Consider the following 21,701-nt stretch of genomic DNA (forward strand, 5'->3'; position numbering starts at 1 on the left):
AGCGGAAGCGCGCGACTCAGCTGCGGCGTTTGGCGACGAAGCGCGCGTTCAAGGTGCAGGCGGGCTTGCCGTGTTCGCCGGGGACCACGCAGTCGACGCCGATGCGCGCCTTGCCGCGTGCGCCCAGCGTGTTGAAGAACGTGTCCCAGCCCGCGTCCACGGCCAGCCGTGCCTCGCTGTGGAAGTCCTGCCACAGCGGCGCCAGGTAGCGCACGCTGGATTCGGCCACGAACACGTCGCAGTCGTGGCCGCGCCGGCGCAGCGCCAGTTCCACCAGCGCCCAGCCGCTCAGGGTCATCAGGCTGACCAGGCTGCCGCCGAACGCGCAGCCCTTGTCGTTGACGTTCGGCGCCAGCGGCGCGCGCAGGCTCAGGCTATCGTCGTCGCAGCCGGCCAGTTGCAGGTCCATCGCATGGGCCAGCGGGATTTCGTCGCGGATGAACTGGATCAGTTGCTGCGCGTGCGGTGTTGCGTCGTCGGTCGTGCTCACGTGGTCGGGGGTCCGCGGGGAAGGGGAGACCTCCCAGTGTAGGGCCACCGCTACACTGGGGCCATGACAGTGGCCGGACGCGGTGCGCGGATGCAGCGACAATCCCCTCGGGACAAGCAGGACCTGCACGGTCGGACCGTGGTGATCACCCGCCCGGCCGGTACCGCGTCGGCGTTGGCGCGCCGGGTGCGCGCGCTCGGTGGCGTGCCGCTGCTGCTGCCGGGCCTGGCCTTGCGCGGCGCAGCGGACGCCGCCGCGGCGCGTGCGGGCCTGCGTGCGGCGCTGACGGCTGAGCTGATCGTCTTCACCAGCCCCGCCGCGGTGCGTTACGCCGCGGCCCTGTCGCCGCTGCAGACCGCGGCGACCGTGCTGGCGGTGGGCCAGGGTACGGCGCGGGCGTTGCGCCGGCATGGCATCGCCGCGCCGCTGGCGCCGCGCCGGCAGGACAGCGAAGGCCTGCTCGAACATCCCGCGCTGCACGCGCTGCGTGGTCGTCGGGTGGCGCTGATCGGCGCGCCCGGCGGCCGCGGCGTGCTGCGCGAACAACTCGCCGCCCGCGGCGCGCAGCTGCACGAGCTGCACGTCTACCGGCGGGTGCCGCCGCGGCTGGACCGGCGTCATGTCGATGCGCTGCTGCCATTGCCGGCCTCGTCGCAGGTGCTGCTGTCCAGCGCCGAGGCGCTGCACAATTTGCAGCAGTTGCTGCCGCCAGCGGCGTGGACGCGGCTGTGCGCGGCGACCGCGGTGGTCAGCAGCGAACGGCTGGCGGTGGCGGCGCGTGCGGCGGGTTTCCAGCGCATCGCCACGGCGGCTTCGGCGTTGTCGGCGGACCTGCTGGCCGCGGCCATGCCGGCGCACTGAGCGCCCTTCACATCCGCGTGCTACGAACGCGGCCGTATGGGCTGCTAGCATGCGCGCATGAGCAACGTAGACAAGCCGAACGCGTCCGCCGCGCCCGAGGGCGCCCGTCCCGATCCCGCTGCGCCCGATGCGGTGATGGTCGAACCGTCCGTGCGCGCGACCCGCACCGCACCCACGCGGCCCGCACCGCGTCCGCGTGGCGGCGGCAGCCTGGCGCTGGCGGTGCTGCTGGCGCTGATCGCGGTGGGTGCTTCCGGTTACATCGGCTGGCGCCAGTGGCAGCAGGAGCAGGGCAGCGCCGCCGACAACCAGAGTGTCGCCAGTCTGCAGCAGCGCGTGGCCACGCTGGAAACCACGCTGACTACCCTGGGCGACCAGCGCAGCAGCCTGAACCAGCGGCTGGACGATGCGGCCCAGGTCAATCGTTCGCTGCGCGAAGAACTGCTCGGCCAAGCCGAGCGCACGCGCCATCTCGAGGACGCGGTGGCCAAGCTCGCCGAGAAGACGCTGAGCGGCCGCGACGGCATGCTGCTGGACGAAACCGAATCGCTGCTGCGCATGGCCGGCGAACGCTACACGCTGTTCCATGACGCGCAGGGCGCGGCCGCCGCGTACGCGCTGGCCGACCAGACCCTGGCCGCGGTCAACGACGGCGCATTCAGCGGCCTGCGCCAGAGCGTCAACGCCGAGCGCGAGGCGCTGGCCAAGAGCCAGCCGGCCAGCCAGGCCGGCGCGTTGCAGCAGCTGGTGGCATTGCGTGGCGGTCTGGCCGATCTGCCGCTGAAGCCGCTCGACAGCCATGCCGCGGAGGCCACCGATGCGTGGTCGCGCATCCGCCGCGCGCTGGCCGGCGTGGTCAGCGTGCAGCGCGACGACGGCGCGCCACTGGCGGTCGCCGATGCGCGTTTCGCGCGCGAGCTGGCCGCGCTCGACCTGGCCCAGGCGCAGGCAGCGTTGCTGGCCTATGACAGCAAGGGCTATGCAGCCGCGCTGCAGCGGGTGGACGCGGCGCTGGCCAACCAGTTCGACGGCAGTGCGCCGGCGGTGCAGCAGGCGCGCGAGACCTTGAAGCAGCTCGCCAGCCAGTTGCCGGCGAACCCGCCGGTGCAACTGGGCGCCGCGTTGACTGAACTGCGCAACCTGCGCGCGGTGCATGCGCTCAGTCCCGCCTCGGCCAGTTCCGCGGCGCCGGGCGGGGCCCGGCCATGAGGCTCTGGTACGGCATCGGCTTGCTGGTGGTGGCCGCCGCGCTGGCCGCGTTCGGTTGGCACTGGGTGGCGGAGGATCCCGGCTATGTGCTGCTGCGCCTGCGCGGCTGGCGGGTGGAGACCACGGTGGTGGCGGCGCTGGTCATCCTGCTGCTGGCGTGGGCGCTGCTCACCGTGCTGTGGCGGCTGGCGCGCTGGCCGTTCGGCGCGTTCTCGCGGCGGCACCGGCGGCTCAGCCAGCAGCGTCTTGGCGCCGGCCTGATCGCCCTGATGGAAGGCCGCCACGGCGACGCCGAGCGCGACCTCAACCGCGCCTCGCGGCTGGACAGCCTGCGCGGCCCGGCCCTGCTGGCCTCGGCCGAAGCAGCCTCGCGCCGCGGTGAACACGGCCGTGCGCTAGAGGCGCTGGACCAGGCCGCGCAATCCGCACCGCAGGCGGCCCGCGTGCTGCGCGCCCGCGTGCTGCGCCGCGAAGGCAAGCCGGCCGAAGCGTTGGCGCTGCTGGTGCCCGAAGCCGACAAGGGCACGCTGACCCCGGGCGGTTGGCGCGAACTGGTGCAGGCGGCCATGGCGAACGGCGACATCCGGCGCGCCCGCGAAGCACTGGCGCCGTTGCAGAAGAGCGGCGCGCTGGGCAACCGCGCCTACGCCGCGCTGGAAGCGCAGGTGTTGGCCGCCACCATCCAGGCCGCAGCGGACGGCGCCAGCCTCAACACGCTGTGGTCGCAACTGCCGAAGACACAGCGCCGCGTGCCCGCGGTGATCGACGCCTACGCCCGCCGCGCGGCCGCGTTCGGGTTGACCCTGCCGGCGATGGACGAAGTGGAATCCGCGTTGCGCCGCGAGTGGTCGCCGCTCTTGATCGAAACCTACGGCACCCTGGCCGGCGACGACGTCGAGGCGCGCCTGCGCCGCGCCGAAGGCTGGCTCGACGCGCACCCGAACGACGCGCACCTGCTGCTCACGCTCGGCCGCATGTGCGTGCGGCTGAAACTGTGGGGCAAGGCGCGGCAGTACCTGCAACGCTCGCTGGCGCTGGCGCCCGGCAGCGCCGCCTGGGAAGCCCTGGGCGACGCGTTCGCCGGCCAGGGCGATACGGAGCAGGCGCAGCGCTGCTATCGCAACGCACTGGCGTCCGCCCGCGGCGACGCGGTCGTCCCGCTGGCGCAGACTGCCAACCCCGGCCAGCCCGACACGCAGCCGATCGCGATCGAGGAACGCGACGTGCACGGCGTGCCGCGCCTGCGCGAATAGGTTGTCTACAGCGGCGTCAGATTCGCGTACGCCGCCACTAGCCACTTGCTGCCGGCGGCCTCGAAATTCACCTGCAGCCGGGTGTGTGCGCCGCTGCCTTCGGCGCTGATCACCACGCCTTCGCCGAAGCTGGGATGGCTGACGCGCTGGCCGAGTTTCACCGGCAGCGATTCCTCCAGCGACGGCGAGATCTCGTGCGGCCGGCCGGCGTACAGCGGGCGGGTGACGTGGACGCGCGGGCGTACCTCGTCGATCAGTCCGGCCGGCATCTCGCCGAGGAAGCGCGACGGCCGCGCCAGCATCTCGGCGCCGTGCATGCGCCGCGATTCGGCGTGCGTGACGACGAGTTTCTCGCGGGCGCGGGTGATGCCGACGTAGGCGAGCCGACGCTCCTCTTCCAGCCGCCCTTCGTCGTCGACCGAGCGCTGGCTGGGGAACAGGCCTTCCTCCATGCCGACCAGGAACACCACCGGAAACTCCAGCCCCTTGGCCGAGTGCAGGGTCATCAGCTGCACGCAGTCGTCCCACGCCTCGCCCTGGTTCTCGCCGGCTTCCAGGGTGGCGTGCGACAGGAACGCGGAGAGTTCGCTGAGGCCGGCGTCGATGTCCTCGGCGGTACGCTCGAAGCGGCTGGCCACGTTGACCAGTTCGTCCAGGTTTTCCACCCGCGACTCGGCGTTGCCGCGCGAATCTTTCTCGTAGAAGTCGCGCAGGCCGGTATGGGTGATCGCGTGGTCGATCTGTTCGGCGAGGGTGAGCGCGTCCTTTTCGCCGTCGGGCGTGGACGGCTGGAAGGCATGGGCCATCGTGTCGATCATGCCGAGGAACGCCTTCACCGCATTCTTCGCGCGCCCGGCCAGCTCGCTGCCGCCGCTGAGTTCGGCGAGCACCGCTTCCCACATCGAGATGTTCTCGCTGCGGGCGCGGCGGCGCAGCGCGTCCAGCGTGCGGTCGCCGATGCCGCGCGGCGGGGTGTTCACCGCGCGCTCGAACGCGGCGTCGTCGTGCCGGTTCGCGGTGAGCCGCAGGTAGGCCAGCGCGTCCTTGACTTCGGCACGCTCGAAGAAGCGCTGGCCGCCGTAGACGCGGTACTTGATGTTGCGCTGGGCCAGCTGTTCCTCGAAGTTGCGCGACTGCGCGTTCGAGCGGTACAGGATCGCGCAATCCTTCGCCTGGCCGTGCTCGTCGATGTATTCGCGGATGCGCTCGATCACGAAGCGCGCCTCGTCCTGCTCGTTGTAGGCGGCGTACAGCGCGATACGCTCGCCCTCGTCGCCGGCCGTCCACAACTCCTTGCCGAGGCGGCTGCCGTTGCGCTGGATGACGCTGTTGGCGGCCTTCAGGATGGTCGAGGTGGAGCGGTAGTTCTGTTCCAGCTTGATCGTGCGTGCGCCGGGGAAGTCGCGCAGGAACTGCGCCATGTTCTCGACCTTGGCGCCGCGCCAGCCGTAGATCGACTGGTCGTCGTCGCCCACGGCGAAAACCTTGCCGGTGCTGCCGGCGAGCACGCGGACCCATGCGTACTGCAGCGTGTTGGTGTCCTGGAATTCGTCGATCAGCAGGTGCCGCCAGCGCTGCTGGTAGTGCTCCAGCACGGCCGGGTTCCTCAGCCACAACTCGTGCGCCCGCAGCAGCAGCTCGGCGAAGTCGACCAGCCCGGCGCGGCGGCAGGCGTCCTCGTAGGCCTTGTAGATGTTCACGAAGGTGTGCGTGACCGGATGGTCGCGATGCTCGATGCCGTCCGGGCGCTTGCCCTCGTCCTTCCAGTTGTTGATCTGCCAGCAGGCCTGGCGCGGCGGATATTTCGCATCGTCCAGGCCCAATCCGGCGACGACGCGCTTGACCAGCCGCAACTGGTCGTCGGCGTCGAGGATCTGGAACGTCTCCGGCAGCCCCGCCTCGCGCCAGTGGCGGCGCAGCAGGCGATGGGCGATGCCGTGGAAGGTGCCCACGGTGAGGCCCTGGGTGCCGCCGGGGATCAGCGCTTCGAGACGCGCGCGCATCTCGCCGGCGGCCTTGTTGGTGAAGGTGACGGCGAGGATCGCCCACGGCGGCACGCGTTCGGCCTGGGTCAGCCAGCCGATGCGGTGGGTCAACACGCGGGTCTTGCCGGAGCCGGCGCCGGCCAGTACCAGGTAGTGGCCGGGTGGGGCGCAGACGGCTTCGCGCTGGGCTTCGTTGAGCGGGTCGATCAGGTACGAGACATCCATCGCGCCCATTGTAGTGGGCGCAGACGAAAACCGCCGCGAAAGCGGCGGTTTTCGGGCAGCAGACTGCGGCTCAGCGCTTCTGCAGGAAGCCGCCGAGAGCCAGCAGCGCGCCGATCACGATGCCGGCGATGCCGATCCACTGCGGCACGCCCTTGTCGTGGGTGGCGGTGATCTTGGCCGACCCGATCTGCAGCAAGGTGTCGGTGTCCTGGTAGAAGGCATGGCCCGCCACCACCCAGATGCCGGCCACGATGAGGATGATGCCGACGATGATCAGGCCTGTGCGCATGGATGTTCCCCTCGGTGGATGGTGGATCGAGTATGCCGGGTGTCGTCGTGCATGGAATGTACAGGCCGCGCGGATCGCGGGCAAAAAAAGCCCCGGAGGCTAGGGGGAGCCTCCGGGGCGGGGGCAGACGCGAAGACCCAGGGGAGAGGTTCGCGCCTGTGGCGGCTCAGGGAGGTGAGCTCGCCGCGGATGCCGTTGCGTGCATCCGAAGTGTTAGTGCGTGATTCGCGGAGAAAGTTGCACGATTCCCAAAGAAATTTAAAAACGATTCATTCTCATGGAAAGTTAACCACCAAGTCGTTGTTGCGCAGAGGGTATTCCCCGACTCGCGTTCAATGTGCCTCGTCCCAGTTCGCGCCCACGCCCACATCGACCAGCAGCGGCACCGCCAGTTCCGCCGCGCCGGACATCCGTCCGACGACTGCGGCGCGCACCGCGTCGACCGCGTCGGCGCGCACTTCGAACACCAGTTCGTCGTGCACCTGCATCAGCATGTGGGCGTCGTCGCGGTCTTTCAGCCACGCCGCCACGGCGATCATCGCGCGCTTGATGATGTCGGCGGCGCTGCCCTGCATCGGCGCGTTCACCGCGGCGCGCTCGGCGCCCTGGCGCAGGCCCTGGTTGCGCGAAGTGAGGTTTTCCAGATACAGCCGGCGGCCGAAGATGGTTTCCACGTAACCGTCGCGATGGGCCTGTTCGCGGGTGGCTTCCATGAACGCGTGCACGCCGGGATAGCGGGAAAAATAACGCGCCATGTAGTCGCCGGCCTCGCCACGGTCCACGCCGAGCTGGCGCGCCAGGCCGAACGCGCTCATGCCGTACATGAGGCCGAAGTTGATCGCCTTGGCGGCGCGGCGCTGGTTGGCGCTGACGTCCTCGGGCTTCAGGCCGAACACCTCGGCGGCGGTGGCGCGGTGCACGTCGCCGCCTTCATGGAACGCCTTGAGCAGGCCTTCGTCGCCGGACAGGTGCGCCATGATGCGCAGCTCGATCTGCGAATAATCCGCGGCCATCACCTGCCAGCCCGGCGGCGCGATGAAGGCCTGGCGGATGCGCCGGCCCTCCTCGGTGCGCACCGGGATGTTCTGCAGGTTCGGGTCGGACGAGGAAATCCGCCCGGTGGCCACCGAGCCCTGGTGGTAGCTGGTGTGCACGCGGCCGGTGCGCGGATTGACGATGCCGGACAGCTTGTCGGTATAGGTGGAGCGCAGCTTGGCCAGGCCGCGGTAGTCGAGGATCAGCCGCGGCAGTTCGTGGGTATCGGCGATCGCTTCCAGCGCTTCCTCGTTGGTCGACGGCTGGCCGGTCGGCGTCTTCAGTTTCGCCTGCAGGCCAAGCTCGTCGAACAGTACCGCCTGCAACTGCTTCGGCGAGTCGAGATTGAATTCGCGCCCGGCCAGCGCATACGACTGCTGTTGCAGTTCCAGCATGCGCTTGCCCAGTTGCTGGCTCTGCCGGCGCAGCTCGTCGCCGTCGATCAGCACGCCGCGCTGTTCCATCGCGGCCAGCACCGGCACCAGCGGGATCTCGATGTCTTCATAGACCTTGCGCAGGGCCGGCACGCTCTCGAGCTTGGGCCACAGCGTCAGGTGCAGGCGCAGGGTGATGTCCGAATCCTCGGCGGCGTAGCGGCAGGCAGTGTCCAGATCCACCTGCGAGAACGAGATCTGCCGCGCGCCCTTGCCGGCGACCTGCTCGTACTTCACCGTGTCGTAGCCGAGGTACTTCTTCGCCAGCGAGTCCATGTCGTGGCGCGTGGCGGTGGCGTTCCACACGTAGGATTCCAGCATCGAGTCATGCTTCAGGCCCTGCACCACGATGCCGTAATTGGACAGGATGTTGATGTCGTATTTCGCGTGCTGGCCGAGCTTGGGCCGGGATGGGTCCTCGAGCACGGGCTTCAGCGCGGCGAGCACGGCGTCACGGTCGAGCTGCTTCGGTGCGCCGGGATAATCATGGCCGAGCGGGATGTAGCAGGCCTTGCTCGCCTCCACCGCGAAGCTGATGCCGACGATGTCCGCGCGCATCGCGTCGATGCTGGTGGTTTCGGTGTCGAACGCGATCAGCTCGGCATGGCGCAGTTTTTCCAGCCAGGCGTCGAGCTGCGCCTGCGTGGTGACCAGTTCGTATTCGCCGGCAGCGGACAGGGCAGCGTCAATGACCGCGACCGGCCCCGTCAGAACGGCCGGCTCGGCGGGTACGGTTTCTCCCGGTTGCTGTTCCACGATTCCCGTTGCCGGCTCCGCGGCGTCCAGGTCCTTCAGTGCGGCCTTGAATTCGTAGCGCGTATACAGCTCGCGCAACTGCGCGGTGTCGGCGACGCGCTGGGCCAGGTCGGTGGGGCCGAACTCCAGCGGCACGTCGGTCTTGATCGTCACCAGCTCGCGCGACAGCGGCAGCCGCGGCAGGGCTTCGCGCAGGCTCTCGCCGATCTTGCCGCCGACCTTGCCGGCGTTGGCGATCACGCCGTCCAGCGTGGCGTATTCGGCCAGCCATTTGGCGGCGGTCTTGGGCCCGCACTTGGGCACGCCCGGCACGTTGTCGATGGTGTCGCCGGTGAGGGCCAGGAAGTCGACGATCTGGTCCGGCCGCACGCCGAATTTCTCCATCACGCCGGCACTGTCCATCACCGTGTTGCTCATGGTGTTGACCAGGGTGACGTGCGGACTCACCAGCTGCGCCATGTCCTTGTCGCCGGTGGAGATCAGCACATCGATGCCGAGCGCCTGCGCCTGCACCGCCAGCGTGCCGATCACGTCGTCGGCTTCGACGCCGGGCACGCACAGGATCGGAAAGCCGAGCGCGCCGACGATGGCCAGCATCGGCTCGACCTGCGAGCGCAGATCGTCCGGCATGGGCGGGCGGTTCGCCTTGTACTGGGCGTACAACGTGTCGCGAAAGGTCGGGCCGGGCGCATCGCCGACGAAAGCCAGGTAATCCGGCTTGGCCTTCAGCGTGGCGCGCAGCATGTTGACCACGCCGAACAGCGCGCCGGTGGGCTCGCCGCGGGCGTTGCTCAACGGCGGCAGCGCATGGAACGCGCGGTACAGGTAGGAGGAGCCGTCGATCAGGATGAGTTTGGGCATGGCGCCATTCTCGCATGCACGGCGAAACGTCGCGCTTCACGAAAGCCCGGCAGAGGCGCTGTTATGCTGCGCTCCCCGAACGAGGTTGCCGCCATGAAAACCGCTGCCTTGCTGGTTGCCGCCAGCGTCCTGTTCACGTCGAGCGTGTTGGCGCAGTCGGCCCCGTCGACAAACGTACCGCCGCCGCCCGGGATCAACGATCCGGGCGTGCAAGCGGTGGAGCCGCCGGCCAAGCCGGCCGCCAAGCCGACGGCCACGCATCGGTCGGCCCACGCCGCACCGTCCTCGCCCGCTCAGCCGCTGAACCTGAAGCCGCAGGCGCTGCCCGCGATGCACGATGAAAGCAGCGTGCAGACCAGCCGCGACCAGCCGCCGCCGGAAGTGCGGATACGCCAGGAAGGCGACAACAGCATCCAGGAGTACAGCCGCAACGGCCGCGTCTACATGGTGGTGATCACCCCGAAGAGCGGCATAGCGCAGACCTACATGGTCGATCCGCAGGGTCGACTGGTCGACGAGCACGGCATGAAGCCGGTCGGACCGGTGATGTACAAGGTGCTGGAATGGGGCAAGAGCCGGCCGTCCGCCGAGGGTTCGAGCGAGCCGGCGCCGGCGGACGACGGCCACTGAGCCACGCGCTGAACCGCGTCGTCGGCGCCGGACATGCTGACGACGCTCGGCCGGTATCCAAGCGGAGGGCGGCGCGATGCAACTGCGTGAAAGCTGGCTGCTGTTTGCATTGGGTTCGGCGCTGTTCGCGGCGCTGACCGCGCTGTTCGGCAAACTCGGCGTGGTCGGCATCAATTCCAACCTCGCCACCTTCATCCGCACCATCGTGATCCTGTTGGTCACCGCCGGCATCCTCAGCCTGCGCAACGAATGGGCCAAGCCCACCGGGCTGCCGCTGCACAGCTGGCTGTTCCTGGTGCTGTCCGGCATCGCCACCGGGCTGTCGTGGCTGTGCTACTACCGTGCGCTGCAGCTCGGGCCGGTGAGCAAGGTGGCGCCGATCGACAAGCTCAGCGTGGCGCTGGCGATCGTGCTGGGCCTGCTGTTCCTGGGCGAGCAGCCGAGCTGGCCGCTGCTGGTCGGCGGCGCGCTGATCGTGGCCGGCGCGATGGTGATCGCGCTGTTCTAAGCCGGGTCGTCCAGTTCCGGGTAGTGGCGGAAGATGCCGCTCTCGTTGAACGGCAACCGCCGCGGTGACGCCAGGTAGGCGGCGATGCGCGGCCGCTGCGCCACCCGTTGTTTCAGCGCATGCAGCAGCGGCAACTCGTGCCCGAGGCGCCGCATGGCGCGCGGAAACGCGTACTCCAGCCCGCTCATCAGCTGGAACAGCGAAAGATCGACGTAGGAGTGCTCGTGCAGGGCGTGCTGGCCGCCGCCGCGTTCCAGCACCTGCTCGAAATAGTCCAGGTATTTCGGCAGCCGCGTCGCGCGCAGGTCGGCCGCGCGGCGCAGCGCCTCGACGCGCTGGTCCTCGTAGTACAGGCTGCCGGCGATCGGGTGGTGGGAATCGTGCACCTCGGCGACGAGATCGCTGATGGTCAGCTGCAACTGGTGCGCGTAGCGCCGCCGGCTCTCGCTCTCCGGCACCAGGCCGAGCGGCGGGCCGAGATACTGCAGGATGTTCGCGGTCTGCGCGATCAGCAGCCGGCCGGCCTTGAGGAACGGCGGCGCGAACGGCAGCGCGCCTTCGTGGACGCCATCGAGGTAACGCACGATGGCGTCGTCGCCCTGTATACGCGCCACGTCGTCGTAGTCGGCGCCGGCATCCTCCAGCGCCAGCCGCACGAATTCGCCGCGGCCCTGGATGCCGGTCCAGTAATACAGCTCGTAATGCATGGCAGCCTCCGGATCGAAGGATGGATGCCGAGCGTGCGCCTCTGCGGGCCGAGACTCAATGCCGGAAGTGGCGTATCCCGGTGAATACCATCGCCATGTCGTGCTCGTCGGCGGCGGCGATCACCTCGGCGTCGCGCATCGAGCCGCCGGGCTGGATCACCGCGCTGATGCCCGCCTCGGCGGCGGCGTCGATGCCGTCGCGGAACGGGAAGAACGCATCGCTGGCCATCACCGAGCCGCGCACCTCGAGCTTCTCGTCGGCCGCCTTGATGCCGGCGATCTTCGCGCTGTAGACGCGGCTCATCTGGCCGGCGCCGATGCCGATGGTCTGGCGGTTGTGCGCGTAGACGATGGCGTTGGACTTGACGAACTTGGCCACCTTCCAGGCGAAGATCAGGTCGTGGATCTGCGCCTCGGTGGGCGCGCGGCGGGTGACCACCTTGAGGTCGCCGGCCGTGACCATGCCGGTATCGGCGCTCTGGATCAGCAGGCCCGAGCCGACCCGCCTGGAACTGTTGCCGGGATGCGCGGCCAGCAGGTTGCCGTCGGTCGGCAGCGGGATCACCAGCACGCGCACGTTGCCTTTCTTCGCGAACGCCTTCAGCGCGTCGTCCGCGTAGCCCGGCGCCAGCACCACCTCGACGAACTGGCGCTCGACGATCGCGCGGGCGGTGGCGCCGTCGACCTCGCGGTTGAATGCGATGATGCCGCCGAACGCGGAGGTGGGATCGGTCTGGAAGGCCAGGTCATACGCCTTGCCGACGCCGTCCAGGCTCACCGCCACGCCGCAGGGATTGGCGTGCTTGACGATCACGCAGGCCGGCTTGGCGAAGCTGCGCACGCATTCCCATGCCGCGTCGGCGTCGGCGATGTTGTTGAACGACAGCTCCTTGCCCTGCAACTGGCGGAAGGTGGCCAGCGTGCCCGGCGCCGGGTACAGGTCGCGGTAGAACGCGGCCTGCTGGTGCGGGTTCTCGCCGTAGCGCAGGTCCATCAGCTTCACGAAGCGGCCGTTGACCTGGCCGGGGAAGGCGGCGTGGCCGGCGATCGCGTCCTGCGTGTCGTTGAGTTCCAGCCCGGACAGGTAGTCGCTGATCGCGCCGTCGTAGCTGGACACGTTGTTGAATGCGGCCACGGCGAGCTTGAAGCGCGTCGCACGGCTGAGGCCGCCGTGTTGCTCGATCTCGGCCAGCGCATCGGCGTATTGGTCCGGCGAAGTGAGTACGCCGACGTCGCTCCAGTTCTTCGCCGCCGAGCGCAGCATCGCCGGGCCGCCGATGTCGATGTTCTCGATCGCCTGCTCCAGCGTGCAACCGGGTTTCGCCACGGTGGCTTCGAACGGGTACAGGTTCAGCACCAGCAGGTCGATCGGTGCGATGCCGAGTTCGGCCATCACCTTGTCGTCGGTGCCGCGTCGGCCGAGCAGGCCGCCATGCACCTTCGGGTGCAGCGTCTTCACGCGGCCGTCCATGATCTCGGGAAAACCGGTGAGGTCGCTGACCTCGGTGACCGCGATGCCGGCCTCGCGCAGCGCCTTCGCGCTGCCGCCGGTGGAGAGCAGCTCGATGCCCCTGGCGGCGAGGCGCCGACCCAGGTCGATCAGGCCGGCCTTGTCGGAGACGCTGAGCATGGCACGACGGACCGGGACGAGCTGGGGAGCGGACATGAGCGGGTTACCAGAAGGGGAAAGCCGTTCATTATAGCCGCCCGGATGGTGGGTGGCTTTTGTACGAATACGCCGGGCGGGTTACAGCAGGCCGTGCGCGGCCAGCTTCTTGCGCAAGGTGGCGCGGTTGATGCCCAGCGCGCTGGCAGCGCGGCTCTGGTTGCCGTCATGGAAGGCCAGCACTTCGCGCAGCAGCGGTACTTCGACCTCGCGCAACACCAGCGCGTGCAGGCCCTCGGAACATTCGGTGTCGCCGATGTCGGCAAGGTAGCGGCGCACCGTGCGGGTGACGCATTCGCTCAGCGCGCTTTGGCCTTGGGAGCTGGCGCCAGACGAGCCTGCGCTTTGCGACGAGGTCTGTTTTGCGGCCTCGGCGGCAGGCAGTCTTACGGCATTCACGGGCATCTTCCCTCACGTACGAAGCGACGACTGCATAGGCCGCTGCTCATGGTTATGACTGATCTTGCAGGTCGCGGCGTGTATCGCATGCCGTCCGGCATGTCCGCGCGAGGGATCGAGTCTACCCGCGCGGGCGGATAATTTTAAGTACCGGAGGCGTCGTTATTCGAAACCGATCTCGAACGCTACCGCCTTGTCGCCCGGGTCTTCCACTTCCAGCAGCAGCACGGCGCTGGCGCCCGGCGCCAGGCCATGGCGCAAGATCGTGGCGTCGTCCAGGTACTCGGCCGGCTGCAGCCGGCGCATCGCGATGCGCTGGCCCTGCGCGTTCGACAAGGTGATGGTCAGCACCGGCCAGGGTTGCGCGAACGTGGCGTCGTTGCGCACGCTGGCGCTGATCATCAGCGCGCCGGCGACGCTGGGGTGCGCCTGCACGTTGCTGGCCAGCAGGCGCAGCTGCTGCGGCGCAGAAACCAGCGGCAGCTCGCAGCCGAGCACGCCACAGCTGGCGCGCAGCCAGCCGCCCACGGCGGGGTTGCGGATCAGGTCGTCGCGCTTGGCCCAGGCCAGCTGGATCGCGAGCAGCAGTGCGAGCAGCAGGCACGCCGCGACCCATGGCCAGCGCCGTTCGCCGGATGGACGCAGGTGCCGCCGTCGTTCGCGCCGGGTCGATCGTTCACGCGGACGGGCATGTGGCTCGCGGGCGAAGCGCGGCGCGAAGACCAGTTGCGAGAAGTCCTCGACGGCCGGCCTGGGCGCCGCCGCCGTCACCATCTCGTCGGCCACCACCACCGCCGGCGGATCGGGCCGCGGCCGGTACACCACCAGGTCGAGCAGTGGCGGCTCGAACGCGGGTTCATTGACCGGCAGCTCGGCGAACGGTTCCGGCGGCAACTGCTCGGCGAGCGTGGCGAGGCTGTCGAAGCTGGCCTCGCAATGTCCGCACACGACGTGGCCGTGCGCTTTCGCTAGCGTCTGCGCATCCAGCGAAAACACGGACAGGCATTCGGGACATTGTGTGTACATGCAGGCCGCTTTGAATCGGTATCCGGCAAGCTTAGCAGGGTGCTCGCGCGGGCAAGCCGGCGGTCCGAAGGCCTCAGCCGCGGCGACGGCCGCTGATGCGCACCCAGTCCTCGCGGCTGTCCACGCGCAACTCGTCGAACCATTCGGCGTAGCGTTGCAGCAGTTCGTCCTGCTGGCCGGCGAGGATGCCGGAGATCGCGAACGGCGCGCCGGGTTTCGCCGCGGCGGCGAAGGTGGGCGCCAGTTCGCCAAGCGGGCCGGCGAGGATGTTGGCGATGAACACGTCGGCGGCATCTGCGACGACGTCTTCGGGCAGGAACAGCGCGAGCCGGTCGGCCACGCCGTTGCGTTCGGCGTTGTCGGCCGAGGCGGTGAGCGCCTGCGGGTCGTTGTCGACGCCGACCGCGCTGGCCGCGCCGAGCTTCAGTGCGGCGATCGCCAGGATGCCCGAGCCGCAGCCGTAATCGGTGATCGTCTTGCCGGCAAGGTCCAGGCCATCCAGCCATTCCAGGCACAGCGCGGTGGTGGGATGCGTGCCGCTGCCGAAGGCGAGGCCGGGATCGAGGCGCACCACCACGAGGTCATCATCGACGGGAGGCTCGATGTTCCACGGATAGATCCACAGCCGGCGGCCGAACGGCATCGGCTTGAACTGGTCCATCCATGCACGCTCCCAGTCCTGGTCGGCGACCTCGGCGAAGCTCAGCTGGTCGGGTTCCAGCCATGGCAGCAGCTCGCCCAGCGCGGCGGCGAGGCCGCGCCGGTCGGCGTGCTCGTCGAACAGCGCGTGCAGGGTGATCGTCGGCCATAGCGGCAGCTCGCCCACGCCCGGTTCGAAGATCGCCTGCTCGTCCGGCGTCTCCGCGTCGGCGTCCTGCAGGGTGATCGACAGCGCGCCGAGATCGTCCAGCGCTTCCTCCGCGCCGGGCTGCTGCTCGGTGCGGACGATCAGGGAGAGTTCAAGGAATGGCATGGGCGAGGAACGAATGAGGAGTGAGAAGGGTGGGTGGTGACGCGCTTAGGTGCCTCTCACTGCTCTCCGCCCGTCGCCGCATTCTTTTCCTTCTGCTCGGCCATCCGCTTCTCGAGGTAGTGGATGTTCTGGCCGCCGTGCTGGAAGCCAGCGTCGGCCATGATCCGCTGCTGCAGCGGGATGTTGCACTTGACGCCCTCGATCACCGTCTCGGCCAGGGCCAGGCGCATGCGCGCGATCGCGGTCTCGCGGTCGGGCCCGTGCACGATCAGCTTGCCGATCATCGAATCGTAGTTCGGCGGGATGCGATAGCCGTCGTACAGATGCGTGTCCACGCGCACGCCGGGGCCGCCGGGCGCCTCGAAGCGCTTCACCGTGCCGGGGCTGGGCATGAACGTGTCCGGGTCCTCGGCGTTGATGCGGCACTCGATCGCGTGGCCGTGTACGACGATGTCTTCCTGCCTGAGCGTGAGCTTCTCGCCGCCGGCGATCAGCAGCTGTTCGCGCACCAGGTCGACGCCGGTGATCAGCTCGGTCACCGGATGCTCGACCTGGATGCGGGTGTTCATCTCGATGAAGTAGAAGCGGCCGTTCTCGTACAGGAACTCGAACGTGCCGGCGCCGCGGTAGTTGATGCGCAGGCAGGCGTCGACGCAGACCTTGCCGATCGCCGCGCGCTGCTCCGGCGTGATGCCCGGCGCCGGTGCTTCCTCGACCACTTTCTGGTGGCGGCGCTGCATCGAGCAGTCGCGTTCGCCCAGGTGGATCGCGTTGCCCTGGCCATCGGCGAGCACCTGGATTTCCACGTGACGCGGATTCTCCAGGAACTTCTCCATGTACACCTGTTCGTTGCCGAACGCGGCCTTGGCTTCGGCCTTGGTCATGGTGATCGCGTTGCCCAGGTGCGCCTCGGTGCGCACCACGCGCATGCCGCGGCCGCCGCCGCCGCCGGCAGCCTTGATGATCACCGGGTAGCCGATCTCGCGCGCGATCTTGATGTTGGTGTCGACGTCTTCGCCGAGCGGGCCGCCGGAACCGGGGACGCACGGCACGCCGGCCGCCTTCATCGCCCGGATCGCCTCGACCTTGTCGCCCATCAGGCGGATCACGTCGGCGGTCGGGCCGATGAAGACGAAGCCGGACTGCTCCACCTGCTCGGCGAAGTCGGCGCGCTCGGACAGGAAACCGTAGCCGGGGTGGATCGCCTGGGCGTCGGTGATCTCCGCCGCCGCGATGATGCGCGGGATGTTGAGATAGCTGTCGACCGACGGCCCGGGGCCGATGCAGATCGACTCGTCGGCGAGGCCGACGTGCTTCAGGTTGCGGTCCACGGTGGAGTGCACCGCCACGGTCTTGATGCCAAGGCTGTGGCAGGCGCGCAATACACGCAGCGCGATTTCGCCGCGGTTGGCGATGACGACTTTTTCTAGCATGGGATTCGGGATTCGGGATTCGGGATTTGTAAGAGCAAGAGCTGGCGTTGCATCAGTCACCTCTCTTGGCCTGGATGGATCGGATAAGCGCGTTGAGTTTGGCAAAGACTCGATTGATCAGCTCAGTTACATCCTGCGTACTGGAGACATAAACGAGTCGCTCGGCGATTTGCAATTGTGTGTCCAGTTCGGACAGGGAGCCGCGAGCCATGGACAAGAACCGCAGGTACTCAGGTGTGGATCGGCGGGCCGCGCCCTCCGCGATGTTCGAGGGTATGCTGATCGCGGCACGCCGTAGTTGCGAAGTGAGAGTAAAGCGTTCGGAGTCTGGGAAACCGGCACTGATTCGATAAATGGCTTCGACGAGGTCCATTGCGTCGCGCCACACTTCCAGCCGCTCATGCGGCCGTTGCTGTGACGAATCCCGAATCCCCATTCTCGAATCCCGGCTCTTCAGGCGATCACGAACATGGGTTCGTCGAATTCCACCGGCTGGCCGTTTTCGACCAGAATCGCCTGCACGGTGCCGGCCACGTCGGCCTCGATCTGGTTGAACATCTTCATCGCCTCGATGATGCCCAGCGTCTCGCCGGCCTTGACCTGCTGGCCGACCTTGACGAAGGCAGGCGTGCCCGGTGTGGCCGAGGCGTAGAACGTACCGACCATCGGCGCCTTCACCACGTGGCCGGCCGGCAGCGCATTCGCGACAGGCGCCTCGACGGCGACCGCAGGCGCGGCAGCAACCGGGGGGGCGGCGGCGGCGATCGGAGCCGCCGGTGCGGCGGCGACCGGCGCGGCGTTCTTCGGCACGCGCGACAGGCGGACGACTTCCTCGCCCTCCTTGATTTCCAGTTCGGCGAGGTTGGATTCCTCGAGCAAGTCGATCAGCTTCTTGATTTTGCGCAAATCCATCGGATCAGCCTTTGGTCAGTCATGCCACCGCTAGGGTGGCCGGGGGTGAATGGGGTGGCCGCGTGGCCGGGGACGTCAGGGCGCGGCGCCTGCCTGCAACCGTGGCAGCGCCGCGTCCAGCGCCAGCCGGTAACTGTCGCCGCCGAAGCCGCAGATCACGCCGAGCGCGATGTCGGACAGGTAGGAGTGATGGCGGAACGACTCACGGGCGAACACGTTCGACAGGTGCACCTCGATGAACGGAATCGCCGTCGCGGCGAAGGCGTCGCGCAGCGCGATGCTGGTGTGGGTGAACGCGCCGGCGTTGCACAAAATGATCGCGGTGCGGTCGTCGCGGGCCTGATGGATGCGCCCGACCAGCTCGTGCTCGGCGTTGGACTGGAACCAGGCCAGCTCGTGCCCGGCCGCCTGCGCCCGCTCGGCCAGCAGCCGGTTGATGTCGGCCAGCGTCTCGCGGCCGTAGATCTGCGGCTCGCGCGCACCCAGCAGGTTGAGGTTGGGTCCATGCAGGACCAGGATCTTCGCCACGAAACCGTCCAGCCAGCGTCCGGAGGTCCCGGAACCCGGCGCAGTGTGCGCGCAGTCGGGAATCTTGTCCAGTTCGCTGCAGATCGGCGATGTTTGCCGGAGAAGCGTCGGGTTCCCGTGCGTAGGCGTATGTCGACGCCGGCTTAGCGCGGTTCGTGCCCTGGCGCCAGCCACTGCTGCAGCTGCGCCGCAGACAGCGGGCCGGCATGTGTCGCCAAAAGGCGCCCATCGGCATCGATCAGTGCACTATATGGAAGAACCTGACGGGTATTGCCCAGTTGCAACGAGGTGCTGGGCGGGCTCATCTGGCCGATCAAGATCGGGTAATTCACCGGATGTGCAGCCAAAAATGCCCGAACATGAGCGGGTTCGTCCATCGCAATACCGACCACGATCGGCGCATGTTCGCCGAACTTTTCCTGTGCCAGGGCCAGTGCCGGCATTTCGGTCACGCAGGGTACGCACCAGCTGGCCCAGAAATTCAGCAGCACCCGGCGGCCACGATAGTCGCTCAGCCGATGGGGCTTGCCGTCGAGGTCGGGCAGGCTGATCGCCGGCAGCGGCTGGCCGATCGCAGCCGTTTCCAGCGGCGCCGGCCGCTGGCCGCGGTGCTGCGCATAGCCGCCGAGCGCAGCGGCCAGTACCGCCAGACCGAGAATCAGCCAGTTGCTGCGACTCAGCATCAGCGAGCCGCTTCCGTCAGCGCCTGCTCGACGATCGAGCGGGTCAGTACGGTGGACAACTGCTTGCCGGGGCCGCCGTGCTTCGGGAACACCACGTACAACGGCACGCCGGGCGAATGGTATTGCTGCAGGAACGCGCTGATGGTCGGGTTGACGTCGGTCCAGTCGCCCTTCATGTAGACCGCGCCGGTGCGCTTGAGCAGGTCGCGGAACGCCTGCGTGTCCAGCACCGCATGCTCGTTTGCCTTGCAGGTGACGCACCAGTCGGCGGTCATGTCGACGAAAACGGGCGTGCCGGCCGCCCGCAGCTCGGCGAGCTTCTGCGGACTGTAGGCGACCACGCCTTCCTCGGCCACGGCCGTGCTCGACGGCGGCGGCACGTGAGCGAGCAGGTACATCGGCACCAGGGTGGCGAGTGCCAGCACCGCCACGGCAATCCTGCTGGGTACGCCGCGCGAGCGGCTGCGTTCGAACCACCACAGCGTCATCGCCAGCAGCACCATCGCCACCAGCACCAGGCCGACCGCATCGGCGCCGCGCTGATTCGCCAGCACCCACACCAGCCACACGGCGGTGAGATACATCGGGAACGCGAGTACCTGCTTCAGCGTTTCCATCCAGCGCCCCGGCTTCGGCAGCAGGCGCGCCAGCGCCGGCACGAAACCGATCGCCAGGAATGGCAGCGCCAGCCCCACGCCCAGCGCCAGGAACACCAGCAGGGCGGACAGCATCGGCGCGGCGAACGCGTACGCCAGCGCGCTGCCCATGAACGGCGCGGTACACGGGCTGGCCACCACCACCGCCAGCACCCCGGTGAAGAAATCGCCGGCCGGGCCGGAGCGTGCGGCGAGGCCGGCGCCGGTATTGCCCAGCGAGGCGCCGAACTGCACCACGCCGGACATCGACAGGCCGACCGCCAGCATCACGCAGGCCAGTGCGCCGACCAGCAACGGCTGCTGCAACTGCGAACCCCAGCCCAGCGCATGGCCAGCCGCGCGCAACGCGAGGATGCCCAGCCCCAGCGCGGCGAAGCTGCACAACACGCCGGCGGTATAGAACAAGGCATGCCGGCGCGCGGTGGCCTGGCTGTCGCCGCTCTCCAGCACGCTGACCGCCTTGATCGACAGCACGGGCAGCACGCACGGCATCAGGTTCAACACCAGGCCGCCGCCCAGCGCCAGCAGCAATGCGGCGATCAGGCTGACCTGCAGCGGACCGCCGGCGAGATCAGCCGGCGGCAGTTCCGGTGCCACGGCCCCGGAGGGCGCCACGGCGCCGCTGCCCAGATCGATATCCACCGCGCGCGTCATCAGCGGATAGCACAGGCCGCCGTCCTGGCAGCCCTGGAAGCTTGCCTGCAAGATGAGCCGTTGGTGGCCGGCCAGATCGCCTTCCAGCGCCACGGGCAACTCGACCTGGCCGAAGTACACGGTGACGTCGCCGTAGTGTTCGTCGTGGTGCGCGGTGCCGGCCGGCCATGCAGGTTTCAGCGTGAGGCCAGCGGCATCCTTGAGCTTCAACGTGGTCTGGTCGCGGTACAGGTAGTAACCCTTCGGCATCGTCCAGCGCAGCAGCAACTGCTGCGGACCCTGCGCCAGCGCCTCGAAGCGGAACGCCTGCTCGGCTGGCAGCGGCGCGCCGGTCGTGGCGGCGCCCGTGTTGTTGCCGAGCCGGTTCAGCGCCGCGCCCAGCGCGTTGCCGGCCGCCGGCGTCGCCGTGACACCGGCAGTGGCCGGCAGCGGCAGGTCCAGCTTCTCGGTATGCGGCGGGTAGCAGATCTTCGGGTCGACCTCGTGGCAGCCCTGGTACTGCACGCTCAACTGCAACCGCGTGGTACCGGCGGCGACGGTGTACGGGATGCTGGCGTCGACGCCGTGGTGGTAGGTCTCCACGTCGCCGAGGTATTCGTCGTGATGCTTCTCGCCGTCGGGCAGTTGCGCCTCGCCCAGGGTGACGCCGTCGCCGCCCTTGAACTTCATGCGGCCGCGGTAGAGGTAGTAGTCCGGCGCGATCGTCCAGTGCAGCTTCAGCACGCCGGGCGTGGCGGCGTCGGTACTCAGCTTGTACGCCTCGGTCACCGGCAGCAGGTCGGCGGTGTCCTGCGCCGACGCCGGCAGTGCGGCGGACAGCAGGGCCAGCAACAGGAAGGCGAGCACGGGCAGGCGGGTGGCCAGTCGGCCGGAAGACAACGGTCGCATCACGACTCCAGCAACTTGGGGCCTGTGGGGACAGGCAGGCAGGCATTATGACCCAGCGGCCGTGGGCGGGTTCGCCGCCTGCGGCCTTACGTCGCCGCGACCCGTGTGCGGACCGAGCGGCCGCGCCGCGGGAAGGTGTCGGCCAGAAACGGCACGCCCCATCACACGCCGAGCGCGGGGATCAGGCGGGCAGGGTCATTGTGCACGTGGTATCGATCCTCGCGATCAGCCGCCGCCCTGGCGCACCCAGTCCAGGTAGGCTTCGTGGCCGCGCTGCACCGGCACCGCAACCAGTTCGGGCAGCTCGTACGGATGCAATTCGAGCAGGCGGATTTTCAGCGCGTCGAAGCGGGCGGCGGTGGTCTTGATCAGCAGCAGCTCCTCGCTGTCGCAGGTCACGACGCCCTGCCAACGGTAGGTGGAATGGACGGCGGGCAGGCGGTTGACGCAGGCGGCCAGCCGCTCGCCGACCAGCGCTTCGGCGATGGCCTGGGCGCTGGCGGCGTCCGGACAACTGCAATAGCAGAGCAGGACGGTGGCAGGGTCGGTCGAAGTCATGGCCAAAGCGTACCCGGGTCGCGCCGGCTGCGCGTGCCGCGGGTGATTTTTGCGGCACGCCCTTGAAACGCCGCCTTGTTCG

General features: G+C 68.8%; 21 protein-coding genes. 5 read left to right on the forward strand and 16 right to left on the reverse strand.

Annotated elements, in window-relative coordinates; genetic code table 11:
* Positions 1–16: 16 nt before the first annotated feature.
* Entirely contained in the window at positions 17–490 is a 474-nt protein-coding gene (locus ABIE04_RS10175) for a YiiD C-terminal domain-containing protein (protein WP_354549520.1), read from the reverse strand.
* A 90-nt stretch (positions 491–580) separates the two neighbouring features.
* Here ABIE04_RS10175 and ABIE04_RS10180 point away from each other — a divergent pair, with 90 nt between their 5' ends.
* The 3 genes from ABIE04_RS10180 to ABIE04_RS10190 are packed head-to-tail and all read left to right on the forward strand — an operon-like array spanning position 581 to position 3,813.
* Positions 581–1,351, forward strand: a complete 771-nt coding sequence (locus ABIE04_RS10180; protein WP_354549522.1) for a uroporphyrinogen-III synthase — start codon at positions 581–583, stop codon at positions 1,349–1,351.
* 57 nt (positions 1,352–1,408) lie between these two features.
* Positions 1,409–2,560 carry a uroporphyrinogen-III C-methyltransferase gene (locus tag ABIE04_RS10185; RefSeq protein WP_354549524.1) on the forward strand — a complete coding sequence of 384 codons (1,152 nt, stop codon included), beginning with the start codon at positions 1,409–1,411 and terminating at the stop codon, positions 2,558–2,560.
* Complete coding sequence (locus tag ABIE04_RS10190; protein WP_354549526.1) at positions 2,557–3,813, forward strand: heme biosynthesis HemY N-terminal domain-containing protein; 1,257 nt, start codon at positions 2,557–2,559, stop codon at positions 3,811–3,813. Before ABIE04_RS10185 ends, ABIE04_RS10190 begins: the two co-directional genes overlap by 4 nt.
* Positions 3,814–3,818: 5 nt before the next feature.
* On the opposite strand, the gene uvrD is transcribed toward ABIE04_RS10190, so the two are convergent.
* The 3 genes from uvrD to polA all read right to left on the reverse strand — a co-directional run bounded on the left by uvrD (position 3,819) and on the right by polA (position 9,398).
* Positions 3,819–6,023, reverse strand: a complete 2,205-nt coding sequence (uvrD, locus tag ABIE04_RS10195) for a DNA helicase II (protein WP_354549528.1) — start codon at positions 6,021–6,023, stop codon at positions 3,819–3,821.
* Positions 6,024–6,093: 70 nt separating this feature from the next.
* On the reverse strand, positions 6,094–6,312 hold the full coding sequence (locus ABIE04_RS10200; protein WP_354549530.1) for a hypothetical protein: 219 nt from the start codon (positions 6,310–6,312) through the stop codon (positions 6,094–6,096).
* Between the two features lie 332 nt (positions 6,313–6,644).
* Positions 6,645–9,398 carry a DNA polymerase I gene (gene polA / locus ABIE04_RS10205; protein WP_354549532.1) on the reverse strand — a complete coding sequence of 918 codons (2,754 nt, stop codon included), beginning with the start codon at positions 9,396–9,398 and terminating at the stop codon, positions 6,645–6,647.
* A 93-nt stretch (positions 9,399–9,491) separates the two neighbouring features.
* Between polA and ABIE04_RS10210 the strand changes: the two genes are divergently transcribed.
* Positions 9,492–10,028 carry a DUF2782 domain-containing protein gene (locus tag ABIE04_RS10210; protein WP_354549534.1) on the forward strand — a complete coding sequence of 179 codons (537 nt, stop codon included), beginning with the start codon at positions 9,492–9,494 and terminating at the stop codon, positions 10,026–10,028.
* 76 nt (positions 10,029–10,104) lie between these two features.
* On the forward strand, positions 10,105–10,536 hold the full coding sequence (locus ABIE04_RS10215) for an EamA family transporter (RefSeq protein ID WP_354549536.1): 432 nt from the start codon (positions 10,105–10,107) through the stop codon (positions 10,534–10,536).
* On the opposite strand, the gene ABIE04_RS10220 is transcribed toward ABIE04_RS10215, so the two are convergent.
* The 12 genes from ABIE04_RS10220 to cutA all read right to left on the reverse strand — a co-directional run bounded on the left by ABIE04_RS10220 (position 10,533) and on the right by cutA (position 21,619).
* Positions 10,533–11,243 carry a glutathione S-transferase gene (locus tag ABIE04_RS10220; RefSeq protein ID WP_354549538.1) on the reverse strand — a complete coding sequence of 237 codons (711 nt, stop codon included), beginning with the start codon at positions 11,241–11,243 and terminating at the stop codon, positions 10,533–10,535. The two genes, ABIE04_RS10215 and ABIE04_RS10220, sit on opposite strands and share 4 nt — an antisense overlap.
* Positions 11,244–11,298: 55 nt before the next feature.
* Positions 11,299–12,909, reverse strand: a complete 1,611-nt coding sequence (gene purH / locus ABIE04_RS10225; RefSeq protein ID WP_354549540.1) for a bifunctional phosphoribosylaminoimidazolecarboxamide formyltransferase/IMP cyclohydrolase — start codon at positions 12,907–12,909, stop codon at positions 11,299–11,301.
* A gap of 81 nt (positions 12,910–12,990) precedes the next feature.
* Entirely contained in the window at positions 12,991–13,314 is a 324-nt protein-coding gene (locus ABIE04_RS10230; protein WP_214556551.1) for a helix-turn-helix domain-containing protein, read from the reverse strand.
* Positions 13,315–13,470: 156 nt separating this feature from the next.
* Positions 13,471–14,334 carry a zinc-ribbon and DUF3426 domain-containing protein gene (locus tag ABIE04_RS10235; RefSeq protein WP_354549543.1) on the reverse strand — a complete coding sequence of 288 codons (864 nt, stop codon included), beginning with the start codon at positions 14,332–14,334 and terminating at the stop codon, positions 13,471–13,473.
* Between the two features lie 73 nt (positions 14,335–14,407).
* Positions 14,408–15,307: a 50S ribosomal protein L11 methyltransferase gene (gene prmA / locus ABIE04_RS10240; RefSeq protein WP_354549545.1), complete on the reverse strand. Its 900-nt coding sequence runs from the start codon at positions 15,305–15,307 to the stop codon at positions 14,408–14,410.
* A 56-nt stretch (positions 15,308–15,363) separates the two neighbouring features.
* A complete protein-coding gene (gene accC, locus ABIE04_RS10245; RefSeq protein ID WP_354549547.1) occupies positions 15,364–16,740 on the reverse strand; it encodes an acetyl-CoA carboxylase biotin carboxylase subunit in 1,377 nt (458 codons plus the stop codon).
* A 52-nt stretch (positions 16,741–16,792) separates the two neighbouring features.
* Positions 16,793–17,176, reverse strand: a complete 384-nt coding sequence (locus tag ABIE04_RS10250) for a four helix bundle protein (RefSeq protein ID WP_354549549.1) — start codon at positions 17,174–17,176, stop codon at positions 16,793–16,795.
* A gap of 17 nt (positions 17,177–17,193) precedes the next feature.
* Positions 17,194–17,652: an acetyl-CoA carboxylase biotin carboxyl carrier protein gene (gene accB, locus ABIE04_RS10255; protein WP_354549552.1), complete on the reverse strand. Its 459-nt coding sequence runs from the start codon at positions 17,650–17,652 to the stop codon at positions 17,194–17,196.
* Positions 17,653–17,727: 75 nt separating this feature from the next.
* Entirely contained in the window at positions 17,728–18,180 is a 453-nt protein-coding gene (aroQ, locus tag ABIE04_RS10260; protein ID WP_354549554.1) for a type II 3-dehydroquinate dehydratase, read from the reverse strand.
* A 143-nt stretch (positions 18,181–18,323) separates the two neighbouring features.
* Positions 18,324–18,863, reverse strand: a complete 540-nt coding sequence (locus tag ABIE04_RS10265; protein ID WP_354549556.1) for a TlpA family protein disulfide reductase — start codon at positions 18,861–18,863, stop codon at positions 18,324–18,326.
* Positions 18,863–21,061 (reverse strand): protein-disulfide reductase DsbD family protein, encoded by a 2,199-nt coding sequence (locus tag ABIE04_RS10270; protein ID WP_354549558.1) that lies wholly within the window; start codon positions 21,059–21,061, stop codon positions 18,863–18,865. The genes ABIE04_RS10265 and ABIE04_RS10270 overlap by 1 nt, the downstream gene beginning before the upstream one ends.
* A 225-nt stretch (positions 21,062–21,286) precedes the next feature.
* Positions 21,287–21,619: a divalent-cation tolerance protein CutA gene (gene cutA, locus ABIE04_RS10275; protein WP_354549560.1), complete on the reverse strand. Its 333-nt coding sequence runs from the start codon at positions 21,617–21,619 to the stop codon at positions 21,287–21,289.
* Between the last annotated feature and the right edge of the window lie 82 nt (positions 21,620–21,701).

The organism is Rhodanobacter soli, assembly GCF_040548735.1.
GTDB classification, from domain to species: domain Bacteria; phylum Pseudomonadota; class Gammaproteobacteria; order Xanthomonadales; family Rhodanobacteraceae; genus Rhodanobacter; species Rhodanobacter soli_A.